Annotated in this window: 14 protein-coding genes, 2 tRNA genes, 1 rRNA gene and 2 riboswitches; of the genes, 3 read left to right on the forward strand and 14 right to left on the reverse strand. The window is 37.1% G+C overall.

Translation table 11 applies throughout. The annotated features are described in order from the left end of the window. Positions 1-256: 256 nt before the first annotated feature. The 6 genes from ACLBXA_RS28920 to groES form a co-directional block, all read right to left on the reverse strand. Positions 257-1,762, reverse strand: coding sequence for a sensor histidine kinase (locus ACLBXA_RS28920; RefSeq protein ID WP_000719237.1), 1,506 nt, complete (start codon positions 1,760-1,762; stop codon positions 257-259). Then, the gene (locus tag ACLBXA_RS28925; protein ID WP_000929886.1) at positions 1,746-2,447 is read right to left on the reverse strand and encodes a response regulator transcription factor; all 702 of its coding nucleotides are present in this window, start codon (positions 2,445-2,447) and stop codon (positions 1,746-1,748) included. Before ACLBXA_RS28925 ends, ACLBXA_RS28920 begins: the two co-directional genes overlap by 17 nt. 293 nt (positions 2,448-2,740) lie before the next feature. Next, positions 2,741-4,066, reverse strand: coding sequence for an NCS2 family permease (locus tag ACLBXA_RS28930; protein ID WP_000833086.1), 1,326 nt, complete (start codon positions 4,064-4,066; stop codon positions 2,741-2,743). 129 nt (positions 4,067-4,195) lie between these two features. Beyond that, a riboswitch (purine riboswitch) is annotated at positions 4,196-4,297 on the reverse strand. Positions 4,298-4,452: 155 nt separating this feature from the next. Further along, a complete protein-coding gene (gene guaA / locus ACLBXA_RS28935) occupies positions 4,453-5,991 on the reverse strand; it encodes a glutamine-hydrolyzing GMP synthase (protein WP_000743914.1) in 1,539 nt (512 codons plus the stop codon). 164 nt (positions 5,992-6,155) lie between these two features. Further along, a riboswitch (purine riboswitch) is annotated at positions 6,156-6,257 on the reverse strand. A 140-nt stretch (positions 6,258-6,397) separates the two neighbouring features. Beyond that, positions 6,398-8,032, reverse strand: coding sequence for a chaperonin GroEL (gene groL, locus ACLBXA_RS28940; protein WP_001029992.1), 1,635 nt, complete (start codon positions 8,030-8,032; stop codon positions 6,398-6,400). Between the two features lie 39 nt (positions 8,033-8,071). Further along, a complete protein-coding gene (gene groES, locus ACLBXA_RS28945) occupies positions 8,072-8,356 on the reverse strand; it encodes a co-chaperone GroES (protein WP_000917311.1) in 285 nt (94 codons plus the stop codon). Positions 8,357-8,747: 391 nt separating this feature from the next. Between groES and ACLBXA_RS28950 the strand changes: the two genes are divergently transcribed. Both ACLBXA_RS28950 and ACLBXA_RS28955 read left to right on the forward strand, forming a co-directional pair. Further along, a complete protein-coding gene (locus ACLBXA_RS28950) occupies positions 8,748-9,497 on the forward strand; it encodes a CPBP family intramembrane glutamic endopeptidase (RefSeq protein ID WP_000745315.1) in 750 nt (249 codons plus the stop codon). Then, entirely contained in the window at positions 9,494-9,685 is a 192-nt protein-coding gene (locus ACLBXA_RS28955; protein WP_001246204.1) for a YdiK family protein, read from the forward strand. Before ACLBXA_RS28950 ends, ACLBXA_RS28955 begins: the two co-directional genes overlap by 4 nt. Positions 9,686-9,714: 29 nt before the next feature. Here the strand turns inward: ACLBXA_RS28955 and ACLBXA_RS28960 are convergent, their stop codons facing one another. Continuing rightward, positions 9,715-10,344, reverse strand: coding sequence for a redox-sensing transcriptional repressor Rex (locus ACLBXA_RS28960; protein WP_000372699.1), 630 nt, complete (start codon positions 10,342-10,344; stop codon positions 9,715-9,717). A 187-nt stretch (positions 10,345-10,531) separates the two neighbouring features. Here ACLBXA_RS28960 and ACLBXA_RS28965 point away from each other — a divergent pair, with 187 nt between their 5' ends. Next, positions 10,532-12,466 carry an ABC-F family ATP-binding cassette domain-containing protein gene (locus ACLBXA_RS28965; protein WP_000602173.1) on the forward strand — a complete coding sequence of 645 codons (1,935 nt, stop codon included), beginning with the start codon at positions 10,532-10,534 and terminating at the stop codon, positions 12,464-12,466. Between the two features lie 484 nt (positions 12,467-12,950). Here the strand turns inward: ACLBXA_RS28965 and tsaD are convergent, their stop codons facing one another. The 7 genes from tsaD to rrf form a co-directional block, all read right to left on the reverse strand. Then, positions 12,951-13,967 (reverse strand): tRNA (adenosine(37)-N6)-threonylcarbamoyltransferase complex transferase subunit TsaD, encoded by a 1,017-nt coding sequence (gene tsaD / locus ACLBXA_RS28970; RefSeq protein ID WP_000414592.1) that lies wholly within the window; start codon positions 13,965-13,967, stop codon positions 12,951-12,953. Further along, complete coding sequence (gene rimI / locus ACLBXA_RS28975; RefSeq protein WP_000367207.1) at positions 13,967-14,410, reverse strand: ribosomal protein S18-alanine N-acetyltransferase; 444 nt, start codon at positions 14,408-14,410, stop codon at positions 13,967-13,969. The genes tsaD and rimI overlap by 1 nt, the downstream gene beginning before the upstream one ends. A gap of 14 nt (positions 14,411-14,424) precedes the next feature. After that, entirely contained in the window at positions 14,425-15,117 is a 693-nt protein-coding gene (gene tsaB, locus ACLBXA_RS28980; RefSeq protein WP_000865772.1) for a tRNA (adenosine(37)-N6)-threonylcarbamoyltransferase complex dimerization subunit type 1 TsaB, read from the reverse strand. Continuing rightward, complete coding sequence (tsaE, locus tag ACLBXA_RS28985; protein WP_000049642.1) at positions 15,098-15,571, reverse strand: tRNA (adenosine(37)-N6)-threonylcarbamoyltransferase complex ATPase subunit type 1 TsaE; 474 nt, start codon at positions 15,569-15,571, stop codon at positions 15,098-15,100. The genes tsaB and tsaE overlap by 20 nt, the downstream gene beginning before the upstream one ends. Before the next feature lie 174 nt (positions 15,572-15,745). Continuing rightward, positions 15,746-15,821, reverse strand: a tRNA-Asp gene (locus tag ACLBXA_RS28990). A 3-nt stretch (positions 15,822-15,824) separates the two neighbouring features. Then, positions 15,825-15,901, reverse strand: a tRNA-Met gene (locus ACLBXA_RS28995). A 12-nt stretch (positions 15,902-15,913) separates the two neighbouring features. Continuing rightward, positions 15,914-16,029, reverse strand: a 5S ribosomal RNA gene (rrf, locus tag ACLBXA_RS29000). Positions 16,030-16,129: the final 100 nt, after the last annotated feature.

Below are 16,129 nucleotides of genomic sequence, written 5' to 3' on the forward strand. Positions count from 1 at the left end.
TTCACGTTGTTTGTTTCGTTCAGTTTTCAAAGAACTACTTAGTCGCTCATTTGCGACTTCCTTATGTTAACATCTTCATCTTTCAATGTCAACTAATTTTTTCATTTCATTTGTCGCTTGCGACGTTATTGTCATCGGCGACTTGTTCTATATTACACCTCTAATCTCTAATCGTCAATATGTTTTTATAAAAAATATAAAAAGGCTTATTTCTTTTAAAATAAGCCTTTTTATCACATATCATTCTATTCATTTATTATTTTTCTATAATTGGTAAAGAGACGATAAATTGAATAATACCATCCCTATATTCCGCTCGAATACTACCACCTTGCAACTCAACAATACTTTTCGCAATCGCTAAGCCAAGTCCCGATCCTTCCGTTACTCTACTTCGAGATTGATCCTTCTTATAGAAACGTTCAAACAAATTCACTAACTCTTCTCTCGTAAACTCTTCACTATGATTCGCAATTACAATTTGTATATCCCTACGCTGCCTTTGAAGAGAAACTTTTATCTCTCCATCATCTTTACTGTACTTAATCGCATTCATTAGTAAATTATCAAATACACGAACCATCTTTTCCGAATCAATCGATGCATAAGTACGTTCCTCAGGAAACTTCTTAACAAACGTAAGTCCATGTTCTTCCGCCTGCGGTACTAACTCTTCTATTAATTGCTCAAGCAACTCATTTACACATACTTCTTGTTTTTCTAATACAACTTGTTCATTTGTTAACTTCGTATACTCAAATAAATCTTCTATTAAATTCTTTAACTGCTCCGACTTTACAAAAGCAATTCTTGTATACTCATCATGTTGTTCTTTATTTTCATATTTAGAATCTCGAAGTAATCGTAAGTAACCCATAATAGAAGTAAGTGGTGTACGCAAATCATGAGATACATTTGTGATAAGCTCATTTTTCTGCTTTTCTAATTTACGTTCCTTTTCTATATTATTCATAAGCTCTTCCGCCATATTATTAATATTCTCAGTTAAAGACGCAATCTCATCTTCACCTTTTTTCTCAATGCGGTACGCTAAGTTACCTCTTTCTATTTCCTTTACACCTTGTGCCATTGCTTCAATCTGCTTCATCTTTCTCTTTGTTATATAGAAGAAAGAGAAAATGAATACAAGAACACCCATTAAAAACGGGAATGGTCCTTCTACTTTATAGTACACTACCTCTCCTTGAGGAATCCCACTTACAAACATATATAAGTTCTTACCTTCAATTGTAATAGGCGAGAATGTAATAAACTCTTTTCTTGACCTTTCAATATCATTATTATTTGAATAATTGATAGCAAATGAAGTCGCATTACGAATTGTATTATGCAAATTAATTTGTTCTTCTTGCGCTTGCTTCGTTTTATACAAAACTTTACCATTTTCGTCAGTAACTAATATTTTAAAGGCATCATGCCCTTGCTCTAAATTCTCATTTTCTAGCTCTATCATGTTTTGTACAGCATCTAATTTATTTTCAACAACCATCATTTCCGCTGTACTTTGAGCTTTACGATTAATTTGCTCCATACCATCTCTGTAATTAATCTCGGCATGTTGGCTAGCATCTTCAAAAATAGGTGCTACTATCTTCGTTGATACAAAGAGACCTAATAACGCACAAGCAGTAAACGCCGTAATAAGTTGAATCCTTATACTCCGTTTCACGCTCTTTATTATCTTTTCAATTAATTCTCGAATTTTCCGAACGTAAGTAAACGGATTAAATATCTTTTTCAATCTTATATCCCACTCCCCATACCGTTTTTATATATCTAGGTTTCCTTGGATTCTCCTCAATCTTTTCACGCACTTTTCGAATATGCACCATTACAGTATTATCAGACTGGAAAGATCGTTCGTTCCACACCTTTTCATAAATTTGCTCCGCACTAAACACCATACCTGGATTTCTAGTTAGCAATTCTAAAATTGAAAATTCCCTCGGAGTTAGTTTCACTTCTTCTCCCTCTACAATAACTTTATGGGTCGAGATGTTGATTTTCATCTCTCCAATTTCTAACTCGTCCTCATTTTGGACAGCGAAACCATTCATTTTCATATAACGGCGTAACTGAGATTTAATTCGTGCAATTAACTCTAATGGATTAAAGGGCTTCGTTACGTAATCATCTGCTCCTGTTGTTAATCCTAAAATCTTATCCATATCTTGCGTTTTGGCAGAAAGCATAATAATAGGCATCTCTTTCGCTTCCCTTACTTTCATACACATATGAATACCATCCACTTTCGGCATCATAATATCTAATACGACTAGATGTACTTCATTTTCTTCTAGTAAACGTAATCCTTCTTCCCCGTCTCCTGCTTGCAATACTTTATATCCTTCATTCTTTAAATAGATTGTAATTAAATTTCGAATTTCTTTTTCATCATCTACGACAAGTATTGTTTCGTGTGCCACAATATCTCCCCCATCACTTTTTTAATCCCTAACTTTTATTATAGGAAAACTTCTGAAGAAAAACGCTCGGAAATCCTTAAGATTTTCTGAAGACGCAAAAAAGGTCTAGACTCCCCTTAAGTCTAGACCTTTTAAAAAACCCCTTTTATCCCGCATTAACGGGCAGTAAGACTCCCACTTCAAAAACTGCCCAAATCAACGATGTTACGCGGCAGATCAACTGCCCGTAAAAGCCCGATTGGTTCAACTAATAATCAGGGTGGGGTTTCCCCCACTCTGATTAAAGTTTCACTTTATTTACGAACGTAGATGAAATATAGTACAAATAAAACTCCCATAACATACATAATCGGATGAACCTCTTTACGACGACCACTCACAACCATTGTAATTGGATAGAAGATAAATCCAATCGCAATCCCAGTTGCGATACTATACGTAAGTGGCATAGAGATAATTGTAAAGAATGCTGGCACTGCAATCTCGAATTTCTTCCAATCAATTTCCCCTAAGGAAGAAACCATCAAGATTCCTACAATAATTAAAGCTGGTGCCGTTACAGCTGGCGTTACAACACTTAGTAATGGCGAGAAGAATAATGCCAGTAAGAAGAATCCTGCTGTTACAACTGCTGTAAATCCAGAACGTCCTCCTGCTGCTACCCCTGCAGAAGACTCAATGTAAGACGTTGTTGTTGATGTACCCAAGATTGCACCAATTACAGTTGCAATCGCATCTGCAAATAATGCTTTTCCTGCACGTGGTAATTTATTGTTCTTCATTAATCCAGCTTGATTCGCAACCGCTACAAGCGTACCTGCTGTATCAAAGAAATCGATAAAGAAGAACGTTATAATAACAATACCCATTTGAACAGTGAAAATATCTCCAAAGTGCGTTAACGCAGCACCGAACGTTGGTTCTAGGCTCGGTATTGCTCCCAATACAGCTTTCGGAGTATCAATTAATCCTGTTGCTACCCCTAAGATCGCTGTAAGAATCATACCGTAAAATACTGCACCATTAACTTTCTTAATCATAAAGATGATTGTCGTAACAACCCCGAAGATTGCTAGTAACGTTGTGCCCTTTGTTAAGTCCCCCAACCCAACAAGAACAGCATCATTTTTCACGATAATTCCGGCATTTTGGAATCCAAGAAATGCAATGAACAATCCGATACCTGCTGCTACTGCAAACTTTAACTCCGATGGAATTGCATTGATGATTTTTTCACGAATACCTGAAGCAGTAAGAATAATAAAGATAATACCTGACATTAATGTTCCGGCAATGGCCGTTTGCCATGGAATCCCCATCGTTAACACTGCTGTATAAGCAAAGAACGCGTTAATTCCCATACCTGGCGCTAAAGCAATTGGATACTTCGCGAAAATACCCATAATTAACGAACCGATCGCTGCCGCTAATGCCGTAGCAACGAATACTGCACCTGGATCCATCCCTGTACCTGCTGGTAACCCTTTAACATTTCCAAGCGACAGCGTAGCAGGATTGACAAATAGTACGTAAGCCATAGATAGAAATGTCGTTAACCCTGCTATGAACTCAGTCTTATAATTCGTACCGAGCTCATCAAACTGAAAATAGCGTTTCATCCTACGTTTCCCCCGTTATATGATTACTCGCCGTATTTCCCCTAGCCCTCTTTTATCCCGAGAAATAAAAAAGGCTTCCATTGCATATATACATGGAAGCGTTCTATAAACAAAGACAAGTTTCCCCTCATCTTTATACAAACGCCTCGTAGTCAAGCCATTTACGGTAGCTAGGTAGAAACTTTCGGGCCATATCCCCGATATTATACGACGGCATAATATTCACTTTTCGTTTGAATTACATACTCATATTAACTCGCATAGGCACTTTTGTCAATTTAAAAACGAACATTTTTATAAACTTTTATACTTTCGTTCGTATTAATGGTAAAAACAAAAAGATCCATCTATTCATGAATGATAGATGGATCTTTTTTATTACAATACTATTCCCACTCAATAGTTGCTGGTGGCTTACTCGTTACATCATACACGATACGGTTAACGTGTTTTACTTCGTTTACGATACGAACAGAGATTTTCTCTAGTACGTCCCAAGGGATACGTGCCCAGTCAGCTGTCATACCGTCAATAGATGTTACTGCACGGATACCTACTGTGTAATCGTAAGTACGCTCGTCACCCATAACACCTACGCTACGCATGCCAGGAAGCGCAGTGAAGTATTGCCAGATTTCGCGGTCTAATCCTGCTTTAATAATTTCTTCACGTAAAATCGCATCAGATTCACGAACGATTTCTAATTTCTCTTCTGTGATTTCACCTAATACACGAATACCAAGACCAGGACCTGGGAATGGTTGACGCCATACGATTTCATCAGGAATTCCTAGTTCAGATCCTAATACACGTACTTCATCTTTAAATAACGTATTTAAAGGCTCAATTAATTTGAACTGCATGTCTTCTGGAAGTCCACCAACGTTATGGTGAGATTTAATTGTTTGTGCAGTTGCTGTACCACTTTCAACGATGTCTGTGTAAAGTGTACCTTGTGCTAAGAAGTCCATACCTTGTAATTTAGAAGCTTCATCATCAAATACGTAAATGAATTCATTACCAATGATTTTACGTTTTTGTTCTGGATCTTCTACACCTTTTAACTTGTTCATGAAACGTTCTTGTGCATCCACTTTAATAACGTTCATGTGGAAGCCTTCGCTGAATGTTTTCATAACGCCTTCCGCTTCACCTTTACGAAGTAAACCATGGTCAACGAAAATACATGTTAATTGATCGCCGATTGCTTTATGAATTAATACTGCTACAACAGAAGAGTCTACACCGCCGCTAAGTGCGCATAGTACTTTTTTGTCTCCAACAGTTTCACGAATTTTCTCTAGTTCTACTTCGATAAAGTTCTCCATGTTCCATCCTTCAGAACAACCACATACACCGAATACGAAGTTTTTAATTAAATCGTTACCGTGCTCAGAGTGACGTACTTCTGGGTGGAATTGTACACCGTATAAGTTTTTCTCTTCATTGCTCATACCAGCAATTGGACAAGACTCACTTGTTGCGTCTACTACAAATCCTTCAGGTAAACCAGTTACTAAGTCGCCATGGCTCATCCATACAACTTGCTCTTCTGGAAGGTTCGCATATAATTTTGATTCGTTCTCTACTTTAAGAACAGCTTTTCCGTACTCACGGTGGTTGGCACGCTCTACTTTACCACCGAAGTGTTGTGTCATAAGCTGCATACCGTAACAGATACCGAAAATCGGTAATCCTAGTTCGAAGATTTTTTCATCACAATGTAATGCACCTTCACCGTATACGCTATTTGGTCCACCAGAGAAAATAATCCCTTTTGGATTCATTGCTTTAATTTCTTCTGCAGTAATTGTATGTGGATGAAGTTCACTGTATACACCGAACTCACGAATTCGACGTGCTATTAACTGATTGTATTGACTTCCAAAATCTAAAACGATAATTGTATCGTGTTGCTTCTTCAAAATAATCACCCCAACGTTAGTTCTCGTATATAAATATTTTCACCAATTTGGCGAAAAGCATTACTAATATAATAAAAAAAGCCAGTCCTCCGCCTCTAGTCTCATAACAAAGAAAAGGCAGGGGTCTGGCTTTATAAAGAAAGATAGTCTCCGCTCTTTATAAATATAAGACACACTGCCTTCATAGTCAGGTTGTTTACGGTAACCCGGTAGAGACTCTCAAACCATATCATTGAGGATATATGAAGGATCGTTTTATATTATCTTCCTAGATTCTAACAATGAAGTATCTATATGGTCAAGAGAGAAAGCGACAAAATTCTACAGAAATTCATTTCCTTTTCTAAAAAACATAAAAAAACATCCATTTCTATATAGAAATGGATGTTTTTTAGGGCAAACGGAATTACATCATTCCGCCCATACCGCCCATGCCCATGCCGCCCATGTCAGGCATTGCTGGTGCATTTGGTTCTGGCTTGTCAGCTACTACAGCTTCAGTTGTTAAGAACATAGCTGCAACAGATGCTGCGTTTTGAAGTGCAGAACGAGTTACTTTAGCTGGATCTACGATACCAGACTCAAGCATGTTAACCCATTCGCCAGTAGCTGCATTGAAACCAACGCCTACTTTTTCGCCTTTTAGACGCTCTACAACTACAGATCCTTCTAGACCAGCGTTGATTGCGATTTGACGAACTGGCTCTTCTAGTGCGCGAAGTACGATGTTGATACCTGTTGCTTCGTCGCCTTCAGCTACGATAGAAGCTACTTTCGTGTATACGTTCATAAGTGAAGTACCACCACCTGCAACGATACCTTCTTCTACTGCTGCACGAGTTGAGTTAAGTGCATCTTCAATGCGAAGTTTGCGCTCTTTTAACTCAGTTTCAGTTGCTGCACCTACTTTAATTACCGCTACGCCACCTGCTAGTTTAGCAAGACGCTCTTGTAATTTTTCACGATCGAATTCAGAAGTTGTTTCTTCTAATTGCGCACGGATTTGACCGATACGAGCTGCGATTTGCTCTGTATTTCCAATACCTTCAACTACAGTTGTGTTTTCTTTTGTAACAACAACTTTACCAGCGCGTCCTAAAGATTCAACTGTAGCAGATTTTAAGTCACGACCTAATTCTTCAGTGATTACTTCGCCACCAGTTAAGATTGCGATATCTTCTAGCATTGCTTTACGACGGTCACCAAATCCAGGAGCTTTAACAGCTACTACGTTGAATGTACCACGAAGTTTGTTCACTACTAATGTAGCTAAAGCTTCGCCTTCTACATCTTCAGCAATGATAAGAAGTGGTTTACCTTGTTGTACCACTTGCTCTAATACTGGTAAGATTTCTTGGATGTTAGAAATCTTTTTGTCAGTAATTAAGATGTATGGGTTATCAAGAACTGCTTCCATTTTGTCAGAATCAGTAATCATGTAAGGAGATGCATATCCACGATCAAATTGCATACCTTCTACTACGTCTAATTCTGTTGTGAATCCTTTAGACTCTTCTAAAGTAATAACGCCATCGTTACCAACGCGCTCCATTGCTTCAGCGATTAATTGACCTACTTCTTCGTCAGCTGCAGAAATAGCAGCTACTTGCGCGATAGAAGATTTGCCTTCGATTGGTTTAGAAATCGTTTTTAATTCTTCAATTGCAGCAGTAACAGCTTTTTCGATACCTTTACGAAGACCCATTGGGTTAGCACCAGCTGTTACGTTTTTAAGACCTTCACGAATCATAGCTTGCGCTAATACAGTTGCAGTTGTTGTTCCGTCACCAGCTACATCATTTGTTTTGCTAGCAACTTCTGCTACTAATTTCGCACCCATGTTTTCGAATGCATCTTCTAATTCGATTTCTTTTGCGATTGTTACACCATCATTTGTAATAAGTGGTGAACCGAATTTTTTCTCAAGTACAACGTTACGACCTTTTGGTCCAAGCGTTACTTTTACTGCGTTTGCAAGAGTGTCGACACCGCGAAGCATCGAACGACGTGCTTCTTCACTAAATTTAATATCTTTTGCCATAATAATTGACCCCCTTGGATTTTTTTAAGATTTATATAATTAACCGATAACTGCTAAAATGTCACTTTCACGTAAAATCAAGTAGTCTGTACCTTCATATTTCACTTCAGTACCTGCATATTTTGAGAAGATGATAAGATCACCTGCTGCTACCTCTAAAGCAACACGCTCACCATTTTCAAGCACTCGACCAGTACCTACTGCAACAACTTTACCCTCTTGTGGTTTTTCTTTTGCAGTGTCTGGTAATACAATACCACTTGCTGTTTTTTCTTCTGCTTGAACAAGCTCAATTACAACGCGATCACCTAATGGCTTTAGCATGAACAATAACCTCCTCATTTTGTTATGTAAATTTTATTTATTAGCACTCAAGTCACCCGAGTGCTAACACACTTATAATAATAAATAATCTCAATTTCTTTTGCAAGTAAAAAAATCATAATTTTTTCGCAAATTACTATATAAACTTTCTATATAGAATACTGCCTCTACTATATGAATCGTTGTTTCCCCTACTCGTATGTTACAATATGAAAGACACCCTAAGTTGTTTTCGCTAAACGTACAACTTTTTCCTGTCTCCTACTTTAATTTAAAATACGTATTTACAAAAAAATCATAATTCGAATGAAAGTTTATATCGTAGATAACATATTTACATGTTATCCTACCTCATCTCATACACTAGAGTTAGAAAGGATGGTTAAACCATTTGAAGAAACAATACTGGTGGATTATCGTTACATACATTTTAATGCAATTATCTGGCGCTGTTGGATTACCACTTCTCCTAAAAACAGGACTCTATGATAATAGAGGATTTACCATTGAGGAAAAAGGACAAATCATAATGGGACACTGGGCAATTATTAGCTTCTTTGTTGCATTATGTATCGTACTTTGGTTACTTAGAACAGATATTCGCGACAGACATTTAGATGCAACGCGCTCTTCTGTTCCAGCTACAATTGGGTGGATTTTCATCGGATTATTCTTAGCTTTCTTTTCACAAATAGTTGCCGGTATGATCGAGATGCAGCTACTAGGAATTAAACAAGGTTCAGAAAATACAATGAAACTGATGGAAATTGCACGAACTACTCCTTGGTTCCTTATTGTTGTATCTATAATCGGACCTATCTTAGAAGAAATCGTATTTAGAAAAATTCTATTCGGTGCACTTTATAAGAAGTTCAACTTCTTTATTGCAGCTATCATTAGTTCACTTGTATTCGCAGCAATTCATTTTGATTTTACTCACTTATTGGTATACACTGCTATGGGGCTCGTATTCGCCTTCTTATATGTGAAGACGAAGCGCATTATCGTTCCTATTGCAGCTCATGTTGCGATGAATACATTAGTCGCTATTGGGCAAATTTTTATGAGCAATGAGCAAATTCAAGAAATGATTAAAGAAGCTGAAAAAATGCAAGGATTTATCGGAGGATTTTTTGTATGAGAAACTCACCATTGTTCATGGCTGCACTATACTTCCTTCTTGGATGTATCTTTACACGCTTCGCCATTACGAACGTGACAGATACAATCTGGAATGTGTGGACAATACTATTTGCAGTTATGGCAACAATTGATTTTAATTTGGCACTTCGCCTTATATTAGTTAAATTCACAAAGAAGAAACAATAATAAAACGCAGAGGTCGCTTCCTCTGCGTTTTATTGTGGATAGTTTTTCAAAAAGTAAACTAATGTTTGTAACTCTACAGCTAAATCAATATGATGAATTCTAATATTCTCTGATACGTTTAATCGTGCTGGTGTGAAATTCAAAATACCGTGCACGCTCGTTTCAGCTAATCTATCTGCTACAGCTTGTGCTACTGTAGCCGGTACTGTTAATATTGCCACTTGTATATCATTTGATAATCTCTCTTCTAATTCATCTAAATGATATACAGGAATGCCCCCGATTTCTGTTCCAACTTTCTCTTCACTAACATCAAATGCCATTTCAATTTTTGTATTATTGTTTTTCGTGAAATTATAATGTAAGAAAGCGGTCCCTAAATTACCTACTCCAATAAGTGCTACACGCGTTATATCATCTTGATCAAGTGTTTCGCGGAAAAATGATAATAAATAATTTACGTTATATCCATATCCCTTTTTCCCTAATGCTCCAAAATACGAAAAATCTCTTCGTATTGTTGCGGAATCTACTTTTACCGCTTCACTCAATTCGGCCGATGAAACACGCTGCTTACCAGAAAGAGATAAGTTTTGGATAAATCGATAGTATAGAGGCAATCTTTTAGCAGTGGCTTGTGGAATCTTTTGCTGATCCATATGACCTCTCCTCTCTTCCTATCTTTATTCATATACTTTAATCAAATACAGAAGTTTAGCACTCATTAAATTCCTTGTATAATAAAGAGAAGAAGTATTCTCTCTTTATTTTAAACTATACACTATTTTTAGTATGATTGAGAAATATAAACATGGCAAAGTTAAGAAATTATTTGAGGTGAGAACATTGATTTTATTACAAGTAAATGGACTTTCGAAATTATACGGTGCAGAAACAATTCTTGCAAACATAAAATTGGAAGTACAAACAAAAGATCGTATCGCATTAGTTGGAAGGAATGGAGCTGGAAAATCTACATTATTAAAAATTATCGCTGGTGAGTTATCACATGATGGTGGCGAAATTATAAAACCGAAAGATGTCTCAATCGGGTATTTAGCTCAAAATACTGGCCTAGAAACGTCTTTAACAATTTGGGATGAAATGCTAACCGTCTTTACCCACTTACAGCAAATGGAGACAAAACTTCGAAAGCTTGAGCAAGAAATGGGAAAAGAAGAAAACTTTTCAAACGAAGCTATATATGAAAGATTGTTAGCTGATTATGACCAATTGCAACTCAATTATAAAGATCAAGGTGGATATCAATACGAAGCGGATATTCGCTCCATTTTAAGCGGCCTTGGCTTCCCAGTTGAAACACACCAGACGACGATCTCTACTTTAAGTGGCGGGCAAAAAACAAGATTAGCTCTCGGGAAATTATTATTAACAAAACCAGACTTACTTATTTTGGACGAGCCTACAAACCATTTAGACATTGAAACATTAACATGGCTTGAGCAATATTTACAAGGTTATCCTGGCGCAATATTAATCGTTTCCCATGACCGTTATTTCTTAGACAAACTCGTTACACAAGTATATGAAATTTCGAATAAAGAAAGCAGACGATTTGTTGGTAACTACAGTAAATATTTAGACTTAAAATCAGCATTATATGATCAAGAAATGAAACGTTACGAAAAACAACAAGATGAAATCGCAAAACTTGAGGACTTCGTTCAAAAGAATATAGCTCGCGCTTCTACAACGAAACGTGCTCAAAGTCGCCGTAAACAACTAGACAGAATGGAATTATTAACGAGACCATTAGGGGATTCTAAGTCAGCATCATTCCACTTCGATATTGAAAAGCAAAGTGGAAATGATGTTTTACAAGTAAAAGATGCAACCATCGGCTATGAGGAGGACCCTATAATTGAACACGTAACTATGCGCTTAACTCGCGGAGATAGTGTTGCCTTAGTTGGTCCAAACGGAATTGGGAAATCCACATTATTAAAATCTATTGTGAATAAGTTACCACTATTAAATGGTAATGTTTCTTTCGGATCAAATGTATCTGTTGGCTATTATGACCAAGAACAAGCAAATTTAACATCTTCTAAACGGGTTTTAAATGAACTATGGGATGAATATCCACTGCAACCTGAAAAAGAAATCCGTACTATACTCGGGAATTTTTTATTCACAGGAGATGATGTACTGAAACCAGTATCTTCCCTTAGTGGTGGACAAAAAGCTCGATTAGCTCTTGCGAAACTTATGATGCAAAAGTCAAATTTATTAATTCTGGATGAGCCTACGAACCACCTTGATTTAAATAGTAAAGAGATTTTAGAGAATGCTTTAATTGATTATCCAGGGACTCTTCTATTTGTCTCACATGACCGCTACTTTATTAACCGTGTAACAACGACTGTGGTTGAGTTATCAACAGAAGGCGCACAGGAATATTTAGGGGATTACGATTACTATGTGGAGAAGAAAAATGAAATGATTGAACGTGCAGCATTTGAACAACAAGAACAGCAAGAAAATCAGGCACCTGTTCAAAAAACTGTAGCTCAAGAAAAATTAAATTATCTCGAAGGAAAAGAGCGTAAACAATTAGAACGTCAACGCACTCGAAAAATTGAAGAGCTAGAACAAAATATCGTAAACTTAGAAGAAGAAATTGCTACGTTAGAAGATCAACTTTGCTTACCAGAAATATATGCAGATTATGAAAAAGCTAGTGAAATTACAACTAAAAAACAAACGCTACAAGAACAGCTTGAAACTTGTATGGCAGAGTGGGAAGAGCTGCATGTATAAGAGTATTTAAATAAGGAAGATGTCTCATCAGTCATGATTTTTGACTATGCGACATCTTTTTTCTTTAAGTACATAAATAATTTTTTGGATATATCAATGGTAACTGGGAATATATCAACGATTTTTCAAATACATCTATCGTAACCCTATATACATAAACGATTCGACACGAAATATCGATTTACCGACAAGGATTGACAATATCAGCACCCTCTATAATGGAGGGATATTAAAAAATGTTTTTCGGGGATATCTTCTTGCTTTTTATTTCCCGAAAAACAATACACTCAAAGGTCAGACTTCATCTAGTTTATCCACAAGTTTATACACATATCCACCTTTATAAAATAACTATTAAACCAACTTTTCCACATTACCCACAGCCAACGAAAAAGTTATCAACACTTTATATACACAATAAAACCCACATTATCAACAGATAACATGGGTTTTATCCACAAGCTGTGGTTAATTATGTGCATAACTATGCTTCAATATCTAATCCTGGATTCGCATTTAAGGCTAATGTTGCACGCTTGCCTTGTTCATACGCAATTGTCCCTGCCGCTGCAATCATTGCTGCATTATCTGTGCATAAAGATAGCGGTGGAATAATTAGTTCAATGTTTTCTTTTTGTGCAAATTCTTCTTCTAATCGGGCACGAAGTCCTTTATTAGCAGCTACTCCACCAGCAAGAAGTAATTGCTTTACATTATAAGCTGCTGCTGCACGAGCTGCTTTCGTTACAAGTACATCTATTACACTTTCTTGGAAACTTGCCGCTAAATCTTCTGGTTTAATTTCTATACCACGTTGTTTCGCGTTATGCACAGTGTTGATAACTGCTGATTTCAATCCACTAAAGCTAAAATCATATGAATCCGGTTCTAGCCATGCACGAGGCAAATCAATTGTTGGTTCTCCTTCATGTGCAAGGCGATCAATATGAGGACCACCTGGATATGGCATAGATAACGTACGAGCTACTTTATCATATGCTTCTCCAGCTGCATCATCTCGCGTTTCACCAATTACTTCAAATGAACCATGTTCTTTCATATAAACAAGTTCTGTATGCCCACCAGATACAACAAGTGATAATAGCGGGAATTGCACTTCTTTTACTAAACGGTTCGCATAAATATGACCAGCAATATGATGAACACCGACTAGCGGAATATCATGTGCAAAAGCTACTGCCTTCGCTGCATTTACCCCAATTAGAAGTGCTCCTACTAAACCAGGCCCTTCTGTTACAGCGATTGCATCAATATCATCAAATGTTATGTTTGCTTCTTTTAAAGCTTCTTCTAACACAACTGTAATTTCTTCTACATGATGACGGGATGCAATCTCTGGTACAACGCCGCCAAAACGTTTATGACTTTCAATTTGTGATGCAACGACATTCGCAATAATTTCCGTCCCATTTTTAACAACCGCTACCGCTGTTTCATCACAGCTCGTTTCAATCCCAAGTATAATCGTATTTTTTTCCATTATATATTCACCCACATTACAAGACCATCTTCCTGATTGTCTGCATAGTATCGTTTACGAATTCCACCATTTTGAAATCCATATTTTTTGTATAACTGCTTTGCTACTTCATTTGATACACGTACTTCAAGCGTCATTGTTTTTACCCCTAGTTCTTTCGCTTCTGAAATAACTGCTTTCAATAAGGCATCTCCTAACTTTTGACCTCGGTATTCTGGCAAAATAGCTATATTTGTTATATGTGATTCATCAATAATTATCCACAATCCACAATACCCGATTACACGACCATCTTTTTCTAACACAATATAATGTGCATGTTCATTCATCGTTAATTCACGGTGAAAAGCATCTGCAGTCCAAGGAGTTGAAAAAGATACTTCTTCAATAGCTACAATTTGAGCAATATCATCAAGTTCCATCTTTCTAAATATCATATCCATCTTCTGCAAGGCCCCTACTTGTTTTGACTTTCTAACCACTTTGTTTCAGCTTCAGCTAAACGAAGATAGCTCGGAACAAACGTATGCACATCATGTTCTTCTTTTTGTAATCCTAAAAATGCTAGCTCACTTGGTCTTGGATTATTTTTAGTAAAAGGAGCGAATACAGCTTGATCACCTAAATATTCTATAATTGTTTCTTTATGCAATTTAACATCATTACCGATAAATAAAACAGGCTGTCCTTTATCTTTTAACATTTGCAACCAGTCTACAATAAGAATAATTCGGTCTTCTTCTATTGAAGTTAACTGCTCTCCTTCGTATGTATATAATCCAGTATAGATTTGCCCACGCCTTCCATCAAATAAAGGACAAATTAATCCATTAAAGTTAGCACCGTTTGCAGCTACTACCTCTAAACTTGATACACCTACAATTGGTATTTGAAGTGACCAAGCTAATGTTTTTGCCGCTGTCACGCCTATGCGAACACCTGTATATGATCCAGGTCCAGCAGCTACAACGATTTTAGTTAATTCCTTCGGTTTTACACCACATTCTTTTAACAGTTGCTCTACAGCTGGCATAAGACGTACAGAATGGTTTTTCGTCAAATTTGTAATGATTTCCCCAATCACGTTTCCTTCCTCAATAAGGGATACACCCATTACGTAATTTGAAGTATCAATTGCTAGTACTTTCATCTTGTAATAGCTCCTCACATAATCTAATATAGCGATCTCCAATTGGCTCGAGTATAATTTTTCTTGTGTCATCTCCCGCATGGAATAAACTAATTTGTAACTTTTCATTCGGTAAATATGCTTCTATTAAATGAGCCCATTCCACTACCGTAATTCCTTCACCGTAGAAATACTCATCAAAGCCTAAGTCCTCTTCGCTTTCTGCTAAGCGATACACGTCCATATGATATAGCGGTAATCTTCCTTTATATTCTTTAATAATATTAAAGGTAGGACTATTTACAACTCTTTTCACTCCAAGACCTTTTGCTAGTCCCTTTGTAAAAGTCGTCTTACCAGCTCCAAGATCTCCTTCTAAAATAATTACATCTTGTGCCTCTACGAGTTCACCTAGTTTTTCTGATAATCTTTGTGTTTCCTCAGAAGACTTTGTTGTTACTTCATATTTACTCACAGACTTCACCTACTTTACTCACAATGTTCTCTGCTCTTTATTATACAGGTTTTGAATATATAAAAAAGTCCTTAGGAGTTGTCCTAAGGATAGTTTGACTGTCTTTATTAGTTTTTTGTTAAAACAAATAAAAAAATACGAAACAACTTGTTTCGTTCTTTTCTTTATATAAAATGGCGGTCCCGACCGGGGTCGAACCGGCGATCTCCTGCGTGACAGGCAGGCATGTTAACCACTACACCACGGGACCATTTGGTTGCGGGGACAGGATTTGAACCTGCGACCTTCGGGTTATGAGCCCGACGAGCTACCGTACTGCTCCACCCCGCGATGATATAAATAGCTTGGCGACGTCCTACTCTCACAGGGACAAGGTCCCAACTACCATCGGCGCTAGAGAGCTTAACTTCCGTGTTCGGTATGGGAACGGGTGTGACCTCTCTGCCATCATCACCAAACTATTGAAGGCATATTCCTTCAAAACTAGATAACATTTGCTACATATTATATGGTTAAGTCCTCGATCTATTAGTATTCGTCAGCTCCACATGTCACCAT

Source organism: Bacillus sp. D48C, from assembly GCF_053345735.1.